Raw genomic sequence first — 21,752 nt, forward strand, 5'->3', positions numbered from 1 at the left:
AAAAATCGTCAGCGCCCCTAGAGCGAAGCGGCGGGGGCGATGTCCGCTGTCACATCGATCTGCGCACCCTGCGCGGATCTCATCTGATCAATGCAGAAGATGACACGTGTCGGCTGTCCATCGCCCGTTTGGCTTGGTTTGCCGCAATAGAGAGTTCTGTTCTTCGAATGATCAAGATAGCCTAAGCTTCCACTTTAGGCATCTTTTCACATGACAGGTATGACAAATGAGAGATGAGTATGCGGAAGTTCTCAAGGTGTTTTCTGATCATGGCGGCTTGCCGATCAACGACGATGATTTGGCTGCATCGACCGTGAAAAACCTTGTTTTGGATATGGGATATGATCCGATTTGGGCGTCGAAAATACTCGTCTCAGCGCTCAACAAAGTGAACGAGACCTTTGACAGAGAGCCGGTCAAAGTCGTCTCCGAGAGCGTGGCCAACTGATCGACGCAAGACACGGGTGAGGATCGATCCCGCACCCGCGTCTTATACAGCGACTTAGTCTCGTCGCTTGATCGTGATGGCGATTTTGACAACCAGTAGATTGATTGAAATCGATAGGCTCAGATCGATCTTCCGGAGCTGCTTTCTGATCGTTTTCAGGCGTCTTGCTGCTCTGCGACGAAGGGCTTTGGACTTTTTGCGAATGTATTTCATGACTGTCTCCTAAGTGATTAAACGAGCCAGCCAGACACGGCGGATAAGAGGGCCAGTCAACATGCGCGCAGCGCCCCGGAGGGCTTGGTGTTGACAGGTTCTCGCGCCGTGTAGGATTGGCTCAGGTGATCACGGAGACGGCATGGACACTTTGCATCGGGCTAATGTCACAGCACAGCGCAGCGTCTCGGACAGTCGGTCAGATAGGCAGCGGCAGTTCATCAATGTTTGCCCCAGGCGCTCACCATATCAGTCTGACGCGCCTATTGTGCCTGGCCCACAAAAGCCGACGCGTAGCGGAGGGAACGATCGTCACCCGCAAGGGCGAAGACACGCTGCCCTGGGCGACCATGAGGCCGCGGTGAAACCTGGCTCGGCCGAGACGGGTTACACCGCTTTCCGGCTGCAGGGAGAACAGGGCAGGGGGGCTTCGGGCGAAAGCCGGTCTGCCGGCTGAAGCCTAGAGCGCGGTCCTGTGCGAAAGCGCAGGATTTGCCCATATCAAATACCACTGGAACCGCCACATATGTTCTTGTTATGTTCCGTTCTTATGGGAACGAAATCACCACATCGCTATGAGATTATGGACAGGGAGTTTCCTGTTCGTTTGAGTGTGAAGTCCGATCCCGCGACGAACGAGCTGACGCGGCAATGGCTTCAACGTCATGTTGGTACAGGAAATTACGCTAGCAAGCCTCATACGCTGTGGTCTGATCGGAAGGCGCATTGTATCTATTTTCGGTCAGTTCACGCAGCGATGAATTTCCTTCTGGGATGTCCGCATATTCAATTGGCCTTCGAGCCTTATCGGGGACCATTCAGGTGAAAACGTGGCCACGAAAAACGATCTTCGAATTTGGAGCATGATGGCTGTCATTGTGCCGGCTCGTTCTATCTAACCGCGCGCCACTGATGATCGCGCAGGTTTCCTCTCAAGACGACTGATTTATGGAAAACGGTTGTGTAATGGCAGTTGGGTCTTACCTGCCTTGTTTCTGCAAAGATGAGAGGTGACGCATCGCGGGCTTGGCGTACCCTCCGCTGCGCTCCGGCAAGCAGAAAAACGGCTTCCGGGGGAGCCTCCGTTTTTCGGCCTGCACCGCACCCTCATTCGATGCGTTTTGCCACCTTCATCGAAACAAGGAGAGACCCAAATGGCGCATTACACCCTCACCGTTCCTGTCAAATTCGAAGTCGATGGCGTCGAAAAAACCGCATATCGTCGGGTCGGGGCAGTGTTCGAAAGAACAAAGAACGGCACTGATGAAACCTTTCTGGCAATCCAGCTCGACTTTCCAGTCGGTGCGACTGAGCTGGTCGCGTTCCCACCCTCAAAGAAAATCCCAGATAGGGACTGAACGCGAAGGGCCGCCTATGGCGGCCCTTCCGCATAAGGACCTTTCTTGGTCATGATTCTGATGCCGTGCTGCACAGCGATTTCATCATGTGGCCAGATCTTCGTTGCCTGGTCCTGGCACGCTGCAGCCAGATCAAAATGAGCGCACTGTGCGAGTTCCTGGATCAAATTTTCGTCTGTGTCGTATCGGACGACACGGTAAGGGTGATCGAAAGCTTTGCGCATGAAACTTCATAGATGTTCATGTAATGTTCGTGCAAGGAATTTCGAAAATCAGCCTTCCAGAAGGGATGCCGTGATCAGCTCGTCGGCTATGAGGCCGATGATGCTGCCATAGGCAACGTCGCCGGTCGGTTGTTCAACGCGGGCGAGAGACTTTGCAATCTCTGGGGGGCGATGTCCGTGTTGCAAGAGCAACGAAATCAGAACGCAGGCGTCTTGGATTTGAAATTCGAGCTGCGAGCCGGTTCTGAAGCCGCCGGAATAAAACACCTCGCGCACGCGCCCTTGATCGCGCGGATCGTAGCCAATGGTGAGATGAACTGTGTGGCCTTCGGGGGTGACGATCTTTCGGTTCTCGCTCGGGCGTCGACCTGGAAGGCTGTGGCGCGGTGTCGGGGTATCTTTGAAGTCGTCCATGGTTTCCTCCGGACAGAGAGCGGGGGCAGGCGGGCCTTTGATGGCCCGCCGGGGCTTTAGCCCTCTTGCCGCTCGATGGATCGTTTGACCGCCTGTGTCATGTTGTCGAAATCGTTCGCTGCGAGTGTGATGTCGTACACGGTTTGACCGTCCTTTTCGTAGGATGACTGGCGCATCGTGCCTCGCGCATGAACCACGTCGCCGGCGGTCACATTGTCTTTGGCCCACTTGATGACGTTCTCGTTGAAGATCGTGACCTCGTTCCAGTAGGGCTTCGATTGAAACTCGCCGTTGTTGTCCTTGCGGCCGTACTCAGAGGCGAGGCTCACCCGGAGGGTGGTGCCGACCTCTTTGACTTTTCCAACCCGGCCGATGATCTGAAATTCTGCGAAGGTTCTCATTTTCTGTCTCCTGCATTTGAGTGTTTCGATGAAAAACGGTCATGTCAGAGCCTGATGCGATCAAACCAAAAAACGGAGGGTCCGCACGGCGGAAACCGTTTTTTTGTTTGAAACGGAGTGCTTTAGCCGGAGTGCTCGCCAAGAGGGATCTGAAAAATGTTCCGTTTGAGAAACACGGTTGCAGGTGACAATGAGATCCTGGACGCTCGGTTTTTAGAGGCCGGGGGAAAAGTCAGAATGAGGCCAATCCTACAATGCCTCTACATGCGGACCGTGCAAAGACAACAACGGCAGTTTCTCGATCCTGGGATGAGTGTGGCTATCTTCAATGACGGCAAGACTGGCGACAATTTGTGACCAGCGACGTGCTTCAAGCGGGAGGTTCATTTGTGACCCCGCAACAATCCAAGTAAGGCGAGCAAACCCGCACGACCTGACACGACGAATTTATTTCATCAACATCTTAAGCGGCAAATGATTATGCTAGTGCTGAACAGCACTTAGGCGAGATTCAGCGCAATCGCCTATGGACAAGCTGGAGGATTAAAATGGACAGACTTGGGGCTGACTGCCCCAAACCCCGTGGATATTTCTAGAAGGTGAAAGCTTGAAGAAATTCAGTCGAACCGGATGCGGGCTTTCCACATCGACCAGGCCCCGAGGACAGCACCGCCCAGGACACCAATGAGTGTGACTTCATCGAGGTAGCCGCGCTCGGCCATCAACTCGATCATGATGCTTGCGATCCAGCCTGTGGCGGCGATGAGGATGACAGCGTAGACGATGTCGAAAACTTTTTGTGCCATGGTGCGAGCTTATGAGGCGACATGCCGGTTGGCAATGTTGCGCCGCTGATCTGACGATTTCTGGCATTTCTCTGCGCAGAACTTCATCGAGTCCTTTGAAAATACCGGGTTTTCGACTATCTTCTTTAGCGTGGTACAGGCGGGGACGCCGATGGCCACGAAGGTGAAGCGCTGGTGCCCAGAGGTGCCAGCGTTTTCGTTTGGCGGCATGGTTCCGGCGCGACTTTATTAGGTCAACATGGCTGACTTATTTAACATAACAGGTGTTATCAGATATTTATGTCGGCACTGATCACGAGTGGTTTTGCGATGCAAAAGACACTCATTCTTGCTGGACAATGGCACCACGCCATGCGCCCCTTCCAGAAACTTGTGCTAGTGTTTCTTCGTAGATGTATCTAGCCGCGAACAAGCCTGTCGCGTGGTCTGTAACAGTGGCCCATCCGGACATTACTGCGAAGGCACCGATGTCATTGTCTATCGAGGTATAGTCCTGACCAGCGTTCACAAAGCAGCGGGCAACAATCCTGCCGTAGCTTCGCGACCCCTGATCATGGCAGATCACGTGGTAATCCTGGATAAATCGTTCCACAAACGATTTGGCGAAAAAGCCGCAATCCAGCGGCTGTTCATATCCATCGAAGGTGATGGGCTGGCCCATTTCACAAGCGTCTACACCGACCAAGCGGAAGCGGTTTTCGCCGTCGCTTAAAGTGTCACCGTCAATGATAACGGGTATAAAAGGGCCAAACTTTTGCCCTCCGATCGCCTGAGACATGTTAGGCGCGAAGTATAGGCCAGCGACGCCAAAGGCGACTGTGAGCACCAGCACTGTTGCCAAGGATCTCATTGGTGTCATAGCTGTGCCCCTACCCTTGCGGTGACAGGATGATCGATCCACTGTCCCGCATTTCTGGTCGAGCTGGCGCATCGAACTGTTCCTCTTCGGGCTGAACCGTCCATGGTGAGGGAGGCAATCGATCTAACAGCCTGCCATAATCGTTCGCCGCTCTCTGCCCCTCGGCGCGGATGCGAGCTGATTCAGCATTCAGGCAATTCAGATAGGTCTCAACGTCATCGAAATAGGTTTCGAATGACGCCCGAAGCCCCTCTGTGTCGCCGCGGTCAAGGAAGTCCTCGGCAATAGGCGGGAACGGTCGATAACACTCTGTTTCGACAGTGGTTCCGTGTGCGAGAGCGAGGCTTGGTACAAGCCAGCACGCAACCAATACGAGGCAAAGCATGGTCATTGGTTTCCGGTTTTGAGACGTTCGGACAGTCCGATCAAGCTTCCAACAATCTGAAGGTTTCCGGCCGCCGCGCGCCGGGTCATGGCTCGCAATGCGCCTCCAGGTCGCCGGATGGGTGTTGTTGGATGATGTCTGTTTTGATCGATGACTAGGATGCATAGCGCAGCTCCTAGGGCAGTCATTTGGGTGACAGCATCCCGGTATGCCGAGGCGCTAATTCCAAGCTCAGGCACTCGCTGCGATGCTGCATTTATGAAGTCATCTTGGCTGAGTGGCCCAAGTGTACTCTTGAAGGCGTCGATGTACAAACGCATCTCGTCCGAACAAAGCGCTCTCAGGCGCTCCGGCGTCAACCTGCTGATAAATTTGCTATTGTGCGCTTCCGTTTCAGCCCGCACACTTTTTTCTAGGCAAATAACGGAGCCGTCAGGCTTCGTTTCAGAAATTTTAGTGTCCGCCTGTTTGCAGGCGGTCATTTTATCCACAGCTTGCTTACAAGGTACAAGAATTTCTTCAGTTGTATCTTGTATATAGGGGCGGAACATTGCTTCCGGTTCACCGGAAGTATTTTCCTTAAAATTAGAGATTCGGTTCACGGTCTCTAACATTGTGACCAGCTCGTCATGGTGAGCGTTAAGCTGGTCGATTGTCTTATAGCTGCCATACCCATGAGGCCATTGATCGGCCTCGGTGATCAGATCTTTGACCTGTGTGTTCGATGGGCGAGCATGGGCCAATTCACGCAAACACACCTTGATCTTGCGGCGTAATGAGCTGCAATGGCGGCGCAGTGTCAGTGTTGTGGCGCGCGCCCGCGCACGTTCATCTCTGATGGCGACAAGTGCTTGATACGCCTCGATCAGCGGTGTGAAAACGATGCCTTGGCGAAATTCGCTGCCGTCAGGGTGCCGGATGCGGCCCCTTCCCCCGTTCCCCGCCACGTTCTTTGTCGCCAACTTGAGCTTGCAAAGCGCGGCTTCATCATTCCGAACCTGACGCTCTGTCTTCTCTAGGCGTTCTGCGATTTTGGTTTGCTGCATGTAGCACACCGGCTCTACATCCGGACTGGTCCAGTCCGATGGCCGGGTGTCTTTGATCATGCGTAGCAAAGTGATCAGAAGGCTTCTTGAGAGACCTATGGCACCGCCTAGATCAAGTAGAAGGGCCTCAACATGGTGTCTCTGAATACCTTCAGGGAGCGTTGGGAAGCACACAGCGTGCGCCTCCGGACCGTGGATAGCCTGTATTGCGTTGTTCATTCTGTCCTCGCGTGTTGGCGAGACAACAGACCCAGACAAGGCAATATTCTAAGGTTCGCTCAAGAGCGTTTTTTTCTTGCCTTGCATGTCTGGGTGATGGTAAAAATCCATTGTCACATGAGATTTTTGGCAACTTGCAGGTTGTCCATCACCCCGTCGGGCCCGCGCCTCGCGGGGTTTCTCTTTATTTGTGGTTGCTACTCGCTCTGTTTTGTTTTGATTCTTGTGTGCCTAGGATACACATCCTGTGGTCATCACGTAAATCCTGCGTTTTTCGTTGTGTTTGGCACAAGACTATGTGGTCCTTGCGCTTGGATCGGTGCCCATCTGAAATGAAATGGGCACCGATCACCGCCTATCCCTCTGGGTTTGTCGTGGCTTCTTGGTGCGTCGTGAGTGGTGACCCGTTGAGGATTTGCCTCATGTACCCTGTGTTGTAGTTGATCCTGTAGGTTGGGCTAACCCACTGCTGCTCTGTGCCCGGCTCCACGGTGATCTGAATTTGGAAGTTCACCGGGGTTGCGCTTGATCGACCGTGATAGACTGTCCTTGATTGCCAATCGCCGTCGTCGCGCGTTCTGGTGGTAGTCGTGTGTGAGTAGCACCACGCCTCAATGCGATCCCGCCCATGGTCTTCGTCAATGCGCCGGAAGAACAGGCGTTTACCTTCCGGGCAATCCCAGCCGGAAGCGGATCGTGTGTTGAGCCGTGCATACGGCGCGTCGTAGTTTGTGTATTCCTCGCCGTTGCTCATGGGGCAGAAGCCAAACGGCGGCTTCGGGCGAGGTGGGCTGATGCGGTCCAGCATATAACTCAGAGCATCATTGCAGCTCGGCGATGGAAAACCACCGGCCAAGCAAAGAATCACCTTGCAATCGATGTCGCCACCGTCAGTGCCGCTTTGGGCGCTTGCGATGCTTGGCAAAGTGAAGGCGACGGCGAGACCGATGGCCCCGGCAACCCGTTGTAGCTTCATTTCTTTTTCCTTGGCGGCGGCTGCTTAAACCGCCAGACGGACAACCGTTGGTAGCAGTTCTCCGCTCACGCTCCACAGAGAGCTGTTTGACGTTCTCGATCAAACCCGCTCTAATGATTTGGCAAGCTGTTGAAATCTAAGCGATTTGTCGCTCAGAACGTATGCTGAGCGTAGAACAGGCTTCTCACAAATTCAAGTAAATCCATTTTCCTGAGTAAAATCAGTTTGCTCAGCTTTTTGGGTTTACTGGCACACACAGGTTGGTACAATGCCCTAGTTTCCAGAGAAAATCTCTGTACGAACCCTTCTGTGACACGAAAATGCGGGGTCAAAATCTCGCAACATGGGAGGGGGTTTCATGAAAAAGGGAAATGACGGGTCTCGGCCAAAGCTTCATAAGGTAGGACCCAAGGATCTGATACATGAACTCCAGCACGGAGGCTGTGTGCAGTACCTTGCTGTCGGGGTTTCAGAAGACCCCGATGCGTTGGATTATTGGGCAATCAAGGTTTGCTCAGCAGACGGTGAAGAATTTGGGGTCGGTTCCACGGAAACCCCAAGCAAGCCACGGCAATTCAAACAACTCAACGCCCTCTACAATTACCATCGACGTTTGTTTGAAGGCCAGCGCGATCAAGAACTCCATTTGCCACTTGAGTTTGGCGTTTGGAGTCGTGGCCATTACTACGATACAGGCGAAGGCTGACCGGCTTAACGCCGATCAATTCGCTATTGTCGCTGAAAACTGTGCGCCCACAGTTAGCCTCGACATTCTCTCCGGAGTGGCATCGGTCGAAAGTCGATTTCACCCGTATGCCATCGGTGTTGGTGGTTCAAACCCACGCAGCATTTTTCCGGATAGTCAAAGTGAAGCCATAAGCGTTGTACGCCAGCTCATGGCCGCTGGCGAACGTTTCGATGCCGGAATTGCTCAGATCAACGTCGAAAACTGGGATTGGCTGGAATTGTCCGCCGAAACCGTCTTCGACGTTTGCACAAATTTATCTGCCGCAGAAGTGGTTCTGCGAGATGGATATGATCGTGCGCGTCGTGCGGGTCATAGCCGCGATGACGCTCTCCAAATTGCTTTGTCAACATACAACACCGGACATAGCGAGCGTGGCGTGACCAACGGCTATGTCGGCAGGGTCATGAACGATGCAGGGCGAGACGGAGTGCGGGTTGCGGCCTCTGCCTCCCCCACAACCGCCTCCCCTGGAGAAGATGCGTCCCGCCATTGGGACGTTTACGGCAGCACGGACAGATCCTCTGCCATCGTGTTCAGCAGTCAAGGAGACACCAATTAATGAGCACAACCACCACCCCACCGACCAGATGGCAGAAGTTTGGGGCAATGCTGACGTTCTCAGCAGTGCTTTTGATCCATTCTGCGGTTCCTGCATCAGCGCAGGGCTTCACGGATTTCCTGAACAACATTCTGGATGAGTTCAACAACGTCAGGCGGCCTCTCGCACTGATTGCGATCATCCTTGTTGGCTTCGCCTTCATGTTCAACCTGATCGACCTGAGAAAAACCGGTTATGCCATCGTCGGTATCATCGTCATCTTCTCGGCCGTCGAAATCCTTGCCCTGATTACGGGGGCCTAAACATGGCTAAGAGCGCATTCACGGACGAAGAAATTCAGCAGGACAAAGTGTTCCTGGCCTTGACCAGACCAGCAATGTTCAAAGGGGTGCCGCTGGAAGCGGCGGTTCTCTGTTTGATGGTTTCCGGTCTGATCATGATCGTCTTGGACAGCATGCTTTACTTCGGCATCATCGTTCCCCTGTTTGCGCTCTGCCGTCTCATTGTCAAAAAGGACGCCAATGCGTTCCGTGTCATTTTCCGGTTTTTGGAAACGAAGGCGCGTTGTTCCAACCGCAAACTGTGGGGTGGTTCGTCCACCTCACCTCTTCGCCTCCATCGGAAATACTCTTTCGAGGATCATAACTGATGGGCGTTCAATCTCTCAGAAAACGTGAGTTGCTTGCCGAGCCATATCTTCCGTTTGTTCGGCATGCTGATGATCACACAGTGATCACCAGCTCCCGTGGTGCCTTTCGCGTCATGAAACTCCGAGGTGCGTCCTTCACCACCATCGACAACAAGACGATCAACACGCTGCACAGCCGTTTGGCGAATGCACTTAGGCAGGTCGCGGATGATAACGTGATGCTCTACAGCCACATCATCCGGCGTGAGGATAAGTCTTTGCCAGATGGGCAGTGCAAGACGGATTTTTCGAAGTGGTTGGACAAGACGTATACGGCTCAGATCACAAGCAAGCGCCTGTTTGCGAATGATCTGTATGTGACGATATACGTTCAACCAAAGGGGCTTTCTCGCTTGAACTGGAGCCGCGGTGCGAGGAAGGCCCGGAAGACTGACGTTGAAGTGGATGCCGATCTGCTTGAACAGCTCGAAGAGAATAGCGCAAATCTTATGGCGTCATTGGGTCGATACGGCCCTGAATTGCTCGGCCTTGTAAAAAATCGACGTGGTGTCATCTGTTCGGAACCGGTCAGTTTCCTCCGCGAAATCATCAGCGGTCGCCGTGAACTCATGCCATTGACCAATGGGCCGATTGCCAACGCTGTATACACTGATCGGGCGTTGTTTGGTCGGGAAGCCTTTGAAATTCGCCACCCCGGCGGGTCAACCATCGGCGGCGTCCTTGGGATGAAGGATCACACCCCAAATACACGACCTGACATGTTCGACGAGCTGTTGTCTGCCCCCTATCGCTTTGTATTGGCTCAGAGCTTCCGGTTCCTCAACAAAGGCTCCCAGCTTGACGATATGGAGTTGAAGCGTGGGCAAATGTCTAACGCCCAAGATGCTGGCGCGGATCAGGCGGACGATCTGTTGGATGCGCGAAAAAAACTTATGGCAAACGCATATGTCATGGGTGAACACAACCTGTCTCTGACGGTTTTCGCTGACACTCTGAAAGAAAAACAGAACGCCATGAATGACGCTTCCCGCGTGATGTCCGATTGCGGGATCGTTGTTGCACGCGAAGACCTTGGCATCGAAAGCGCCTTCTGGGCTCAATTGCCCGGTAACAGATCGCAGCGCCTACGGCCCGGCACTCTCAACAGCCGAAATTTTGCCGCCATGTCGCCCTTCCACAATTACCCCTCCGGGAAGCCTGACGGCAATCATTGGGGACAGGCCATGGCAAAGCTCAAAACATCATCGGGCGGTCCATTTCACATCAATCTTCATAACGGTGATCTGGGCCATACGGCGGTCTTGGGGCCGTCCGGTTCAGGTAAGACGGTGTGGCAATTGTTCATGCTGTCACAGCTTGAAAAGCTCGATGTGAAGCGCGTCTTCTTCGACAAGGATCGAGGTGGCGAGATTTTCGTTCGAGCGTGTGGCGGGGATTATCTGAACTTCGCTATCGGTAAACCTACAGGGTGTGCGCCTTTCAAGAAGATCCCTCTGAATGCTGAGACAGAGACGTTCTTTATCGCACTGATTAAGTCTCTCCTTCGGGACGATCAGCACCCGTTCACCGCAACGGACAACGCCCGGATTGAGCAAGCCGTGCGCTCTCTGAAGGACATCGAACAACCCTTGCGGTCGGTTGAAGTTGTCCGCGAGCTGTTAGGGCGTTCGTCCGATTTCGCAGAAGAAGACATTTCTACTCGGCTTCAGAAATGGTGTGAGGGCGGACGCCTTGGCTGGGTCTTCGATAACGACGAAGACAAAATTGGCTTTGATGCTGATCTGATGGGCTTCGATATTACTGCCTTCTTGGATGAACCCGAAATCCGCAGTCCGATCATGTTCTACCTGCTGTATCGCGTCCGCCAGCTCATCAACGGTCAGCGTCTCGCCATCTTCATTGATGAGTTTTGGAAAGCGCTGGACGATCCATCCTTTGTCGAGTTTGCAAAGGATCTGTTGAAGGTTCTGCGAAAACGTAACGGCTTTATGGTGATGGGCACGCAAGATCCTTCTGACGTTATTGATAGCTCCATTTCACGTACAATCATCAACCAATGTGCCAGCGCTCTCTTCTTCCCGAGCGATAAGGCACAAGAGGATGAATTGATTGGAGAGTTTGGGCTTTCACACCGTGAATACACCATCGTCCGGACAGAGCTAGAAAAAGGTCAGTTCCTCTTCAAGCAAGGTCAGGATGCAGTGGTTTGTGAGCTTGACCTGCGCGGACATGATGAAGCTCTGAACGTCCTTTCAGGAAAGGACAAAACCTTGACCATCATGGAAGAAATCATCGAACGGGAAGGCACCGATGATCCATCGGTTTGGCTTCCCATTTTCCACTCAACCATCAAGGCGCGACCAGAATTGCTCGCGTGACCACCAAAAGGAGCTAAGACCCATGAAGAACATGCTGTCCATCGCGGCTTTGAGCGCCGTTCTCAGCGCGCCCCTGACCGGGCTTCCGGTGTATGCCCAAGGTATCCCGGTCATCGACGGATCAGCGATTGCGAACGCGCGAGCCGAGTTCACCCAGGAAATTGCACAAATGGTAGCGGAACTGGAAGAAGCGCGCCGTCTCTATGACTCGGTGAATGGGTTCACCAACATGCACGAGATTGCTGACGCGCTGAACGATCCGGCTGTCCGCGAATTGCTTGGCCCAGATTTCATGGAGGTGGCCTCGTCGTTGACGACGCCACTTGATGAGCTTGGTGATCTGGCAGGCACAGCGCAAGACTTGGCTGATTTCACATCAATCACCACGGAAGAGCTGAACGCTGAAGACTTCTACCGGACAGAGCTTGATCGTATCACCGAAAATGCCGCGCGTGATGGCGCTGTTGGCGATCGCATCCTTCAATCTGCTGACGAGCGGTTGGCCGGCCTCGAAAGGCTCCGCGAAGAGCTGGGCAATGCCGAGACACAAAAAGACATGGATGCTCTGAGCGGGCGTATCCAGATCGAAACGGCCATGCTCCAGAATGATGCAAACCGCATTTCTGGTCTTGCCATGCTGCAACAAGCGCAAAACCAGCTCTCGGACTCACGGTCAACCGAAGCGACAATTCAGCGATGGGAAGAAAACCGCGCGATGTGGGAGTCTGAGTTCTAATGAAGACTCAAGTAACACTTGTCGCGTTCTGTCTCCTCGCTCTCTCTGGCTGCAAGCAAGATGAGGTTTTCACGGTTCAATACTACCAAGAAAACCCCATCAAGCGCGCTGAGCGTCTGGCTGAGTGCGAGCTGACCAATGCTGCGGATCAGGACGCAAACTGCGTCAATGCTCTCGAAGCAGAGTCGCTCGCGAAAATCGATGACACACAACAACTCTGGCGTGATCAAATCACCAACGAGTGACCTCTTTCTCTCCTAGGATTGTCAATGCTTCAGACTTTATATGACGGTTTCCTCGCCTCGATGCTGGTTACAGTGAATGCGATCACTGGTCAGATGGCGGCGGCTCTGGCCGGGCCGATTTCTGTTGCGGCGACGATCTACATCATTGGATATGGGCTTTTCTTGATGCGCGGTGGCCCGACGGGTGGTGCACTTGATTTCGCTATCCAAGCGCTGAAATTGGGCATCATTGTCACGCTCGTATCCAATGTTGGAGAATACAACACTTGGGTTGGCGACACGATCCTGACTGCGATCCCCGATTTCATATCGTCGCTGACTGCCGGACCCGGCGCGACTGCCCCATGGGACGGTGTTATCGCCCGTGCTGGGGCTGTGGCTGAGGAAATTAAGTCTCAATACGGTTCATTCAATCTGGCTGGTCAGATCTTTGCAGCCGTGATGAGCTTCGTTCTTTATTGCTTCGCCATTGGCTTTGCGTCCGTCGCGACCGTCGTCACGTTGATAGCCAATTTTGGACTGGCTCTCATGGCGGCCTTGGGACCGCTGTTTGTTGCATTTGCTCTCTTTGAGTTTACGCGAGGATGGTTTTTCAGTTGGCTGGGTCAGGTCGTGAACTTCGCGATCCTCCAGCTCCTTGTGACCATCCTGGCCATTTTCACCACCGCCTTCATTGGCGATGTGTTCACCTCCGTTGATGGCATCGAAGCAACTCAGGCCGTGATCTACATGGCGATTGGGCTGATGATTTGCACAATCTTCTTCTTTCTCCTTCCCGGCATAGCTGCGGCTTTGAGCGCGGGCGCGCAGTCATCCACTGGCGCCGCGCAGCGCGTCGCAGAGCGGGCCTTGTTCCGTCGCGGTAGCGGTGGCGGTGGCGGAGGTGGTGGCGGCTCTGGCCGCGCTACACGAGCTTAACAGACGCAGCGGACACATTCGCTTGCCAACCCATAACTAAGGTAATCCCCGATGCGTAAACAATCGTTGTTGGTCCTCTTTTGCGCGGCATTGTCGGTCTCTGCATGCGCAAACATCAACCCCCCGCAAGCACCAGATCTTAGCGGCGCACAAGTCGTTCCTCTCAACCCGAACAGATGGGATCATGAGGAAGCTGTACGTCTCCGTCAGCAAGCCTTGGCCAACCTGCCGAGGGAAGTCCAATGATGACAGACGATGAAGATCTGAAGAGATACTTCAAGGAAGCGCGTTCATTCGACTATGACATGCGCTTGCGTTCTGATCGATCACGACGCCTTGCCTGGACTATCGCCGGAATTTCGTCGGTGGTCGCGCTCGCGGCCTGTGTTGCGGTCGCATCGCTTACTCCTTTGAAAACGGTCGTCCCCTTTGTCATTCGAGTGGACAACGCTACCGGCGTTCCAGAAGTCATGACGTCCCTGAGCGATGGCGAAATGGAGTACGAAGAGGCTGTCGGGAAATACTTTCTTGCGAGGTATGTCCGCACTCGTGAAGGTTACAATTTTGCGTCTCGCGAGGCGATTTTCGAAGAAGTAATGTTGCTGTCTTCAACGGCCGAGCAACAAGAGTTCAGCGCCTTTTACAATGCAGGCAATCCAGAGTCGCCTCAGTTTATCTATGGAAGGTTCGATACCGCAGAGGTGGATATTCGATCCATCTCGTTCATAGGTGACAATCTCGCGCAAGTCCGGTTCGTCCGGACCGTTACTCAGACGCAAGACACGGTGCGCACCCAATGGGTGGCAACCGTTCAGTTTGAGTACCGCGCCGATGCAACGATCAGTGATCGAAATCGTCTGATCAATCCCCTTGGCTTCGTTGTGACAGACTATCGAGCTGATCCGGAGGTCGTAGAATGAAACACCGTTTCGCTTTTCTGATTGGCATTCTTATTTTCGCATCAACGCCTGCGCTGTCCTTGGATGAGCCAAATCCAAGCAGATACGACACTCGCATCCGTTGGGTTGAATACAATGAATGGGATGTAGTTCGTGTTGTTGGCACAATCCGAACATCGGTGCAGGTCGTCTTTGCTCAAGGCGAGGAGATTGTCGATGTAGCCGCCGGTGACACCGTTGCCTGGGAAACGCAGCCGCGCGGAAACGTTCTGTTCCTCAAAGCGCGTGAGCCTCACCCGCCCACCAACCTTCAAGTTGTAACCACGCGCGGCGATGGCACCACACGCTCATATAACTTCGAACTGCTGACACGCGAAGGCGAAATCATGGACAACGATAGAAATGTCTATTTCGCTGTTCGGTTTCGGTATCCGCAGGATGAAGCTGCTGCACGCCGAGCCGATCAAGCCGAACAACGCGCAGCGGCTGAGCAAGCTGCTATTGACCGCCGTTTGACCAACGCTGCGCTCAATGCTGGTCCGCGGAATTGGATGTACACCTACGCCGGTCCCAGCTCATTGCGTCCGCGTGAGGTCTACGACAATGGCACGACGACTGTGATTTCCATGGGAAACAGTCAGCGGATGCCGTCGGTGTATTTGGCTGATGAAAACGGCCAAGAGCGTCTTGCAAACACCACGATCAGCAACAACCGGATCATCGTTCAAGGTGTCGCCCACAGCATCATTCTAAGACGCTCTGGACAGGTCGCAGGCATCTTCAATGAAGGGTTTGGAGGTCCAGGCCATTTCTCAGAAACAGGCACTGTCTCACATGGCGTGGGTCGCGAAGTAATCGGAGGGCAATAAGATGTCAGATCAAAACACAAATGCCGATCCGGTTGTGGATGGCGAGAGAACGATCGCGTCAGTCACCAGTGAGAACAGTGGCAAAAAAGGGCTCGATACCCAAAAGCTCTTTGTCTTAGTCGGTCTGGCTGTCGGCATGGTTCTATTGGTCTTCACGTTGTGGCCAGGTAGCGAGCCTGAAGAACCTGTGCCGGACAACGTTCGCGATACACGTATCCGGCCAACCACAGAGTTCCAACCGGCGGAAATTCTGGAACCTGAGCCCGCTCCTGCGCCAGCTCAGGTTGAAGAGACCCCTGCCCCGCAAGAGCCGGTCGGTCCCATCCAGCGCATCAGGGAACAAGAACCAGCAGCCAATCAAGAACCGACTGAGGCTGAACAGCTTCTTGAAGCCAGCCGGAGAGCGCCGGTCGTTGCATTTGGCGGCGGCGGCAATCCTCAAGCTCCGCCTGTACCAGGTGCAACTGGCACGGGCGCGGGTTTCATTGATCAGACTGAGGGAGTTGTCGAGGACCTGGGGAACTCCCTTGCTGGGAACCTTACACGCACGCCGTTGGAAGGATCGCGGGCGTCGGTCATTCCTGCACCGCATCTGACTATCACGCAAGGAACCTCAATCCCATGCAACCTGAATACTGCAATGGATTCCACGCTTGGTGGCATGGTCACATGCACGGTCACAGATGACATCTACGGCACAACCGGCAGGGTGGTTCTCCTTGAGCGTGGAACACGTGTTGTTGGGGAATATCGTGGCGGGGTCCAGCGCGGCCAAAACCGTCTGTTTGTGATTTGGACCCGTGCTGAGACGCCAGAAAGCGCAATCATCTCATTGGACTCGCCAGGGACGGATGCGCTTGGTCGAACTGGTTTTGACGGGCAAATTGACACACAGTTTTGGACACGTTTCTCATCGACAATCCTGCTTTCGATCATTGACGACGCGCTGGCCATCGCAGCCCAATCTTCTGATGATGATGATCTAGAAAATACGAGAGGAGCCGCTGGTGATCTGGCAAATACTGCTCTCGAAAGCACCATCGATATCCCCGTCATTTTGAGAAAGCCGCAAGGTGAGGAAGTCTCCATCATGGTCGCAAGGGACCTTGATTTCTCAGACGTCTACCGCCTCGTGAGAACGCGATAGGAGTAACCAATGAACCATCACTCACGGAAACCAGAGAAGGCCCCAGTGGGGCTTTCTTCATTATTGGCACCTTTCGCGAGCTTCCTTGAGAGGGAAGACGTGACGGAGATTTGCATTAACGAACCGGGGCACTTTTACGTCGAGACGTATGATGGCTGGGAACTGCACGAAGAACCAAAGCTGACGTATGACTATCTTATTGGTCTATCAACGTCTGTTGGATCTTCGACCAACCAAGAAATCTCTTCCAAAAAGCCAATCCTCTCTGGGACGCTACCTTTCGGTGAGCGGATACAGATTGTTCATCCGCCTGCCGTGCCCAAGGGCACCATAAGCATCACAATAAGAAGACCATCAACACAGCGTTGGACCCTAGAAGAGCTGCGAGACAAAGGCATGTTTGATCATGTGGCTCACAAGCCACTGACGCTATCAAGTGACCTGCCTCTGACAAGCCACGAAGAACGCTTGATTGGCCTCTACAATGAATGCGCGTGGATCGACTTTTTGAAGTTGGCCGTCAAAGAAAAGAAGAACGTTCTCATATCTGGCGCTACAGGCACGGGGAAAACCACGTTCTCGAATGCCCTCATCCCCCTGATCCCGGATCACGAACGGATCGTCACAATCGAAGACACGGTAGAGCTTCAAATTCCGCACGCAAACACTGTGAGACTGATCTATTCGAAGGGCGGGCAAAGCGCCACTGAGGTTTCCGCGCGAGAGCTTCTTGAAAGCTCGCTTCGGATGCGACCGGATAGAATTTTCCTCCAAGAGCTTCGTGATGCAACAGCGTTCTACTACCTGCGCAACGTGAACACCGGCCACTCAGGATCGATCACGACCATCCATGCTGACACAGCAATGCTCGCGTTCGAACAATTGGCCCTGCTTGTGAAGGAAAGCGAGGCCGGGCGAGACCTGACCCGAAACGAGATTAAGGCCATGCTGTTCCAAATGGTCGATGTGGTCATTCAAATCCGCCGAGATGACAACAAGCGATACATTTCCGAGGTGTTTTTCGATCCGGCCCGCAAGCACCAGGAGGGCGCAGGATGATCATCGAAAAATTCCCATCGATGTCACCAGTCCAAAAAGCGCTCGTGATTGCATTCTGTCTGGTCGTTGCCATCGTCGCAGGTCTTGCCGCAGCCGGTTTCGCTCTAAGCATCGCCCTGAGCTTGCCTATATCCTTCCCTGGCCTGCTCGTCCGTTGGCCGGAGATATATTTCGCGGGATACACAGACCCCGAAGTTGTCAAATGGGTCGCCATATCCGGGTATGCTGGTCTCGTTCCCGGTCTGCTGATTGCCATTGGGTTCCTGGTCAACCGGCCCAAGCAGGATGTTCATGGTAAGGCTCGCTTCGCCAACAATCGAGAAATCAAAAAGATGGGGCTTCGCAGTAGCACCGGATTGATCGGCGGGTTCACTGGTTCTCTTCCGTCGAAACACTACGGCACGCCCGTTGGACGCTATGGCCGCCCTGCAGAACAGGGTGGAGCTGTGAAAGTCGCTGAGAAGGGCCATCTCACCCAAAAGAACCTTCTGGTCTATGGTGGGCCGGAACACATGATCCTCTACGCACCCACCCGTTCTGGTAAGGGCGTTGGTGTGGTTGTGCCCAACCTGCTGAACTGGCCTGACTCAGCGGTGGTTCTCGATGTGAAAAAGGAGAACTGGACACTCACAGCCGGTTTTCGAGCTGCTGGCGGGCAAGATGTTTACTTGTTCGATCCTTTGGAATCGAACGGCAAAACACACCGCTGGAACCCTCTGAGCAGCGTCCGAAGAAAAACCGATATGCAGGTTGATGACCTGCAACGCTTGGCTGCAAACTTCATCCCTTTGAGCGACAAAGATCCGTTTTTCGACTTGTCAGCCCGTAACGCATTCGTTGGCGTGGGCAGCTATTTGGCCGAAACGCCAGAACTGCCGTTCACGCTGGGTGAAATCTACCGCCAGCTTACCATGACTGAAAAATTCGTGGAAACGTTTCGCCAGCGTATCAAAGATCGCGACCGCTCTGGCCGCCCGTTATCGCCTCAGACCATCAGCGCGCTTAATGACTTCATGAGCAAAAGCGAAAACACCTTCGAAAGCGTCAAAAGCAGCATCACATCTCACCTTGCGCTCTATGTGAACCCGCTTGTGGACCGCGCCACCAGCGCGTCAGACTTCGAGTTTTCAGACCTTCGGAAGAAGCGGATGACCATCTATGTTGGCATCACGCCTCAAAACATCGCCCGCCTCGCTCCGCTGTTTAATCTGTTCTTCCAAACATGTGTCGATGTGAACCTGGAAGAGCTGCCCGAACAAAATCCTGAGCTGAAGCACACAGTGCTACTCTGCATGGACGAGTTCGCCGCTGCTGGAAAAATGGAGTCCTTCAAGAACGGTATCGCGTTCTTTGCCGGGTACGGTCTCAAGGTCCTAACAATCCTCCAGTCACCGTCTCAGCTTATCGACATTTACGGGCGAGATGCGGCGGACAGTTACATGGCCAATGCTGGTGTTGAGATTGTTTTCACTCCGAAACTTCTCAAAGACGCCAAGGAACTGTCTGAGCGTCTAGGGACACACGGTGTTGATGCCGTCAGCGAGACCAAGCAAAAGCTGCTCACACAGCGCCGTGGCGCATCGATCAACACAAGCGAAACGCGTCGAGACCTGATGATGCCGCAAGAATTGCGCATGATGGATCAATCCAAGGCAATCATCCTTGTCGGCGGCGAGCCTCCCGTAATAGCCAACAAACTGAGGTTCTATGCGGAGGAAGTGTTTCTTGAACGATCCCGCATTGCACCTCCCGACGTCCCCTCACTCAAAGCCAACGCCGCTGCGGCCGACATCGAACTGATCAAAGCCGAAAACGCTTCACTCAAGCGGGACATTGAAGGTCTGAAGGTCGATTATGCCAAACTCGCAGCTCTCGCCGAGATGCGGGATGAAAACGTGGCCAACGGGATGCCTGCGGAAGTCGAAATGACACCGCAAGAAATGGAGAAGCCCGAGACGATCACTCTCGAACGCCTCCACCTGAAGAAGCACAGCGCGCGTGACACGATTTCAAAGCTGAAAAAGGAGGGCCGCTTTCAGACCCAACAGGGACAACGCGAGCTCCTTCAAGCGTTCGAAATTGACGTGGCACCAGATGCCGAACTGCGCACACATCCGTAATTGAGGAAGGAGACCACCATGGCAGAAGACAACACGACCCAAACACCGGAACCCGAAAAAGCGACTTACTTCATCTACGACCCTTTTGCGGAAGTGGATTACCCTTTCACATCGCTGGATGCGGCGAAAACAAAGGCCGACGATCTTGGTGCTAGTCGCATCAGACATGAGCCAACAGATGGGAGCCGGTCCTTCATCAACAAAGTTGACGGGAAATGGCCTGCCGAAAATGCTGAAGCAGACAAGCAAGTTTCGAAACCTGACCAAGTGCTGAACGATACCGCCAGGGTAAATTCGGACGGCACACAGGTTGCTGAGCGAGACGCAAAAGACGTCGAAGGCGCAAAAGCCAAGGCAAAGGAAATGTCGTCTCAGACGACATTTTCGCGTTCTGACGATGATAGGTCATCGCTTGTCGTGGAACCGGGTGCCGACCTCAAGCTTGCCCCGGACGATAAATTCGCGCGCCCAAGAGGATTTGATGAGCGATTTGTTGTCACTCAGCGCGGTAACACCCAAGAGCTTTACCGTGGCTATGACGACAAGACACCCGCCATCCAAGATCAGGGTGACAGCCTCAAAACAAAAAATGCCGACCGTGCAACGGCCATGGATATGGTTGAGTTGGCTGCGCATCGCGGCTGGTCCCGTATGAACGTGAAAGGTCCTGAAGATTTCCGGCGTGAAATGTGGATCGAAGGCACGGCCCAGGGCATCGACGTGCGAGGCTATCGACCTAACGACAAAGACAAAGCGGAGGCAGACCGCAGGGCAGAGCTGGTAGGCTATCGCGTCATCGAGCGTGCAGACGGCCTTGAGCAATCGGCAACACAAGGCAAAGAAGCTGCATCACCAACAAATGCGCGCTCCCTGCCCTCGGATTCGAACGTTGTCGAGATTCCCAACTACGACAAGGGCGTTACGGGCAAGATCACCGACATAGGAACCGCTCCTTACAGAGACCGTGAGAAGGCAGCGGAAACCCCATATGTCGCAATGCAACTGCCTGATGGGCGCTCTCACAAGCTCTGGGGCGTTGGCCTCCCCGACATGGTGAACGACAACAACCTCAAAGTCGGTGATACCGCCACAATCGCTTCAGCAGGAACCAAACCCGTCACCGTCGAAAAGACCGATCCCAAAACCGGCGAAGTAAAGCAGATCGATACGTTTCGCCGGGAATGGGACGCCAGAGACATTCAACGCCAACAAAATGAAAGGGTCGAACCAGTGACACGCCGTGACGAAGCCCAACAGCCCTTAGCTGGCAATCCACCCGTGAACGGAGATGGCGTAAAGAAAGCTGGCGACAAAGACCGTGCGGATGCTGTTGCTGATCGTCTGCAATCGCCCGAAGCAGCGCGTGACCCACAGCTTTCGGGCGCAAAGTCCAAACTCGCCATCATGGAAGCTGAGCTGCAAGCGCAAGGCGTGGACAAAAAAGACATCAACACAGCTCTCGCCAACGCCCGCACAGAGATGGGCAAGACAATCGCAACAGGGCAGAAAATCACCAAAGAGAAGCTGCCCAACGTCACCGCAGCTCAACAGCAGCGAGCGGCCCAGATCACGACCGCTGAGCGCACAAAAACCCTTGAAAAAGACGAAGCCCAAGACAGAGGCGGTAGATAGTGCGTCAACTCGTGGCCATGACCTTCTTCGCTATGATCGGCGCTGCTTCAGTTTCAGCCGATCCACTGCCAGAACAACGGATCGTGGTCGGGCCGATGCACCGAGAATTTATGGTTGAAGTGGCCGACACAACAGAGACGCGGGCGACCGGACTTTCTGATCACGATCATCTGGCTCCAAACGAAGGTATGCTCTTCGTCTATACCGAACCTCAAAAGGTCCGGTTTTGGATGCTTGGAATGTCTTTCCCCATAGACATGGTGTTCATTGATGACACCCAACGCATCTCAAAAATTGAACCTGATGTTCAACCGAGCCAACTCTGGCCGGTATCTGGCCCCAACAACACCATCGCTGTTCTTGAAATAAACGCCGGAGCCGCAGAACGCGCCGGTTTACAAATCGGGGACACTGTAACCTGGTCTCTTCCAGACCAACCCTAGC

Annotated in this window: 23 protein-coding genes; 17 read left to right on the forward strand and 6 right to left on the reverse strand. The window is 53.8% G+C overall.

Annotated features, from left to right (window positions below):
- The 3 genes from H7847_RS23875 to H7847_RS23885 all read left to right on the forward strand — a co-directional run.
- A partial coding sequence (locus tag H7847_RS23875; RefSeq protein ID WP_227272003.1) for a hypothetical protein occupies positions 1-185 on the forward strand: 185 nt, incomplete at its 5' end.
- 41 nt (positions 186-226) lie between these two features.
- Positions 227-448 (forward strand): hypothetical protein, encoded by a 222-nt coding sequence (locus H7847_RS23880; RefSeq protein WP_227272004.1) that lies wholly within the window; start codon positions 227-229, stop codon positions 446-448.
- A gap of 1,367 nt (positions 449-1,815) precedes the next feature.
- A complete protein-coding gene (locus H7847_RS23885) occupies positions 1,816-2,019 on the forward strand; it encodes a hypothetical protein (protein WP_227272005.1) in 204 nt (67 codons plus the stop codon).
- A 272-nt stretch (positions 2,020-2,291) separates the two neighbouring features.
- Here the strand turns inward: H7847_RS23885 and H7847_RS23890 are convergent, their stop codons facing one another.
- The 6 genes from H7847_RS23890 to H7847_RS23915 form a co-directional block, all read right to left on the reverse strand.
- Positions 2,292-2,657 (reverse strand): TSCPD domain-containing protein, encoded by a 366-nt coding sequence (locus H7847_RS23890; RefSeq protein WP_227272006.1) that lies wholly within the window; start codon positions 2,655-2,657, stop codon positions 2,292-2,294.
- Between the two features lie 56 nt (positions 2,658-2,713).
- Entirely contained in the window at positions 2,714-3,058 is a 345-nt protein-coding gene (locus H7847_RS23895; RefSeq protein WP_227272007.1) for a single-stranded DNA-binding protein, read from the reverse strand.
- Positions 3,059-3,675: 617 nt separating this feature from the next.
- Positions 3,676-3,864, reverse strand: a complete 189-nt coding sequence (locus H7847_RS23900; RefSeq protein ID WP_227272008.1) for a hypothetical protein — start codon at positions 3,862-3,864, stop codon at positions 3,676-3,678.
- A 322-nt stretch (positions 3,865-4,186) separates the two neighbouring features.
- Complete coding sequence (locus H7847_RS23905) at positions 4,187-4,723, reverse strand: thermonuclease family protein (protein ID WP_227272009.1); 537 nt, start codon at positions 4,721-4,723, stop codon at positions 4,187-4,189.
- Positions 4,724-5,110: 387 nt separating this feature from the next.
- On the reverse strand, positions 5,111-6,373 hold the full coding sequence (gene repC, locus H7847_RS23910) for a replication initiation protein RepC (protein WP_227272010.1): 1,263 nt from the start codon (positions 6,371-6,373) through the stop codon (positions 5,111-5,113).
- A 355-nt stretch (positions 6,374-6,728) separates the two neighbouring features.
- Positions 6,729-7,349, reverse strand: a complete 621-nt coding sequence (locus H7847_RS23915) for a hypothetical protein (protein WP_227272011.1) — start codon at positions 7,347-7,349, stop codon at positions 6,729-6,731.
- 422 nt (positions 7,350-7,771) lie between these two features.
- On the opposite strand from H7847_RS23915, the gene H7847_RS23920 reads away from it, so the two are divergent.
- The 14 genes from H7847_RS23920 (at position 7,772) to H7847_RS23985 (ending at position 21,751) form a co-directional block, all read left to right on the forward strand.
- Positions 7,772-8,656, forward strand: coding sequence for a lytic transglycosylase domain-containing protein (locus tag H7847_RS23920; protein WP_227272012.1), 885 nt, complete (start codon positions 7,772-7,774; stop codon positions 8,654-8,656).
- Positions 8,656-8,958: a TrbC/VirB2 family protein gene (locus H7847_RS23925; protein ID WP_227272013.1), complete on the forward strand. Its 303-nt coding sequence runs from the start codon at positions 8,656-8,658 to the stop codon at positions 8,956-8,958. The genes H7847_RS23920 and H7847_RS23925 overlap by 1 nt, the downstream gene beginning before the upstream one ends.
- 2 nt (positions 8,959-8,960) lie before the next feature.
- Complete coding sequence (locus H7847_RS23930; RefSeq protein ID WP_227272014.1) at positions 8,961-9,305, forward strand: type IV secretion system protein VirB3; 345 nt, start codon at positions 8,961-8,963, stop codon at positions 9,303-9,305.
- Complete coding sequence (locus tag H7847_RS23935; RefSeq protein WP_227272015.1) at positions 9,305-11,683, forward strand: VirB4 family type IV secretion/conjugal transfer ATPase; 2,379 nt, start codon at positions 9,305-9,307, stop codon at positions 11,681-11,683. The genes H7847_RS23930 and H7847_RS23935 overlap by 1 nt, the downstream gene beginning before the upstream one ends.
- 22 nt (positions 11,684-11,705) lie before the next feature.
- Entirely contained in the window at positions 11,706-12,419 is a 714-nt protein-coding gene (locus H7847_RS23940; RefSeq protein WP_227272016.1) for a type IV secretion system protein, read from the forward strand.
- Positions 12,419-12,664, forward strand: coding sequence for an EexN family lipoprotein (locus H7847_RS23945; RefSeq protein ID WP_227272017.1), 246 nt, complete (start codon positions 12,419-12,421; stop codon positions 12,662-12,664). The genes H7847_RS23940 and H7847_RS23945 overlap by 1 nt, the downstream gene beginning before the upstream one ends.
- A 24-nt stretch (positions 12,665-12,688) precedes the next feature.
- Positions 12,689-13,582 carry a type IV secretion system protein gene (locus H7847_RS23950; RefSeq protein WP_227272018.1) on the forward strand — a complete coding sequence of 298 codons (894 nt, stop codon included), beginning with the start codon at positions 12,689-12,691 and terminating at the stop codon, positions 13,580-13,582.
- A gap of 242 nt (positions 13,583-13,824) precedes the next feature.
- Positions 13,825-14,502 carry a virB8 family protein gene (locus H7847_RS23955; protein ID WP_227272019.1) on the forward strand — a complete coding sequence of 226 codons (678 nt, stop codon included), beginning with the start codon at positions 13,825-13,827 and terminating at the stop codon, positions 14,500-14,502.
- Positions 14,499-15,350: a P-type conjugative transfer protein VirB9 gene (gene virB9, locus H7847_RS23960; protein WP_227272020.1), complete on the forward strand. Its 852-nt coding sequence runs from the start codon at positions 14,499-14,501 to the stop codon at positions 15,348-15,350. The genes H7847_RS23955 and virB9 overlap by 4 nt, the downstream gene beginning before the upstream one ends.
- A 1-nt stretch (position 15,351) precedes the next feature.
- Positions 15,352-16,497 (forward strand): type IV secretion system protein VirB10, encoded by a 1,146-nt coding sequence (gene virB10, locus H7847_RS23965; RefSeq protein WP_227272021.1) that lies wholly within the window; start codon positions 15,352-15,354, stop codon positions 16,495-16,497.
- A gap of 9 nt (positions 16,498-16,506) precedes the next feature.
- Positions 16,507-17,556, forward strand: a complete 1,050-nt coding sequence (virB11, locus tag H7847_RS23970) for a P-type DNA transfer ATPase VirB11 (RefSeq protein WP_227272022.1) — start codon at positions 16,507-16,509, stop codon at positions 17,554-17,556.
- Positions 17,553-19,676 (forward strand): type IV secretory system conjugative DNA transfer family protein, encoded by a 2,124-nt coding sequence (locus tag H7847_RS23975; RefSeq protein WP_227272023.1) that lies wholly within the window; start codon positions 17,553-17,555, stop codon positions 19,674-19,676. The genes virB11 and H7847_RS23975 overlap by 4 nt, the downstream gene beginning before the upstream one ends.
- 18 nt (positions 19,677-19,694) lie before the next feature.
- Positions 19,695-21,308, forward strand: a complete 1,614-nt coding sequence (locus H7847_RS23980; RefSeq protein ID WP_227272024.1) for an LPD7 domain-containing protein — start codon at positions 19,695-19,697, stop codon at positions 21,306-21,308.
- Positions 21,308-21,751: a DUF192 domain-containing protein gene (locus H7847_RS23985; RefSeq protein ID WP_227272025.1), complete on the forward strand. Its 444-nt coding sequence runs from the start codon at positions 21,308-21,310 to the stop codon at positions 21,749-21,751. Before H7847_RS23980 ends, H7847_RS23985 begins: the two co-directional genes overlap by 1 nt.
- The last annotated feature ends 1 nt before the right edge of the window (position 21,752 follow it).

The sequence above is a fragment of the Roseobacter weihaiensis genome (assembly GCF_020622345.1).
Taxonomy (GTDB): Bacteria; Pseudomonadota; Alphaproteobacteria; order Rhodobacterales; family Rhodobacteraceae; genus Roseobacter; species Roseobacter weihaiensis.

Excerpts from the sequence above, each read along its gene's own strand:
- H7847_RS23880 (WP_227272004.1), top strand. The coding sequence starts at position 227 with ATGAGAGATGAGTATGCGGAAGTTCTCAAGGTGTTTTCTGATCATGGC.
- H7847_RS23885 (WP_227272005.1), top strand. The coding sequence starts at position 1,816 with ATGGCGCATTACACCCTCACCGTTCCTGTCAAATTCGAAGTCGATGGC.
- H7847_RS23890 (WP_227272006.1), bottom strand. The coding sequence starts at position 2,657 with ATGGACGACTTCAAAGATACCCCGACACCGCGCCACAGCCTTCCAGGT.
- H7847_RS23895 (WP_227272007.1), bottom strand. The coding sequence starts at position 3,058 with ATGAGAACCTTCGCAGAATTTCAGATCATCGGCCGGGTTGGAAAAGTC.
- H7847_RS23900 (WP_227272008.1), bottom strand. The coding sequence starts at position 3,864 with ATGGCACAAAAAGTTTTCGACATCGTCTACGCTGTCATCCTCATCGCC.
- H7847_RS23905 (WP_227272009.1), bottom strand. The coding sequence starts at position 4,723 with ATGACACCAATGAGATCCTTGGCAACAGTGCTGGTGCTCACAGTCGCC.
- repC (WP_227272010.1), bottom strand. The coding sequence starts at position 6,373 with ATGAACAACGCAATACAGGCTATCCACGGTCCGGAGGCGCACGCTGTG.
- H7847_RS23915 (WP_227272011.1), bottom strand. The coding sequence starts at position 7,349 with ATGAAGCTACAACGGGTTGCCGGGGCCATCGGTCTCGCCGTCGCCTTC.
- H7847_RS23920 (WP_227272012.1), top strand. The coding sequence starts at position 7,772 with ATGAACTCCAGCACGGAGGCTGTGTGCAGTACCTTGCTGTCGGGGTTT.
- H7847_RS23925 (WP_227272013.1), top strand. The coding sequence starts at position 8,656 with ATGAGCACAACCACCACCCCACCGACCAGATGGCAGAAGTTTGGGGCA.
- H7847_RS23930 (WP_227272014.1), top strand. The coding sequence starts at position 8,961 with ATGGCTAAGAGCGCATTCACGGACGAAGAAATTCAGCAGGACAAAGTG.
- H7847_RS23935 (WP_227272015.1), top strand. The coding sequence starts at position 9,305 with ATGGGCGTTCAATCTCTCAGAAAACGTGAGTTGCTTGCCGAGCCATAT.
- H7847_RS23940 (WP_227272016.1), top strand. The coding sequence starts at position 11,706 with ATGAAGAACATGCTGTCCATCGCGGCTTTGAGCGCCGTTCTCAGCGCG.
- H7847_RS23945 (WP_227272017.1), top strand. The coding sequence starts at position 12,419 with ATGAAGACTCAAGTAACACTTGTCGCGTTCTGTCTCCTCGCTCTCTCT.
- H7847_RS23950 (WP_227272018.1), top strand. The coding sequence starts at position 12,689 with ATGCTTCAGACTTTATATGACGGTTTCCTCGCCTCGATGCTGGTTACA.
- H7847_RS23955 (WP_227272019.1), top strand. The coding sequence starts at position 13,825 with ATGATGACAGACGATGAAGATCTGAAGAGATACTTCAAGGAAGCGCGT.
- virB9 (WP_227272020.1), top strand. The coding sequence starts at position 14,499 with ATGAAACACCGTTTCGCTTTTCTGATTGGCATTCTTATTTTCGCATCA.
- virB10 (WP_227272021.1), top strand. The coding sequence starts at position 15,352 with ATGTCAGATCAAAACACAAATGCCGATCCGGTTGTGGATGGCGAGAGA.
- virB11 (WP_227272022.1), top strand. The coding sequence starts at position 16,507 with ATGAACCATCACTCACGGAAACCAGAGAAGGCCCCAGTGGGGCTTTCT.
- H7847_RS23975 (WP_227272023.1), top strand. The coding sequence starts at position 17,553 with ATGATCATCGAAAAATTCCCATCGATGTCACCAGTCCAAAAAGCGCTC.
- H7847_RS23980 (WP_227272024.1), top strand. The coding sequence starts at position 19,695 with ATGGCAGAAGACAACACGACCCAAACACCGGAACCCGAAAAAGCGACT.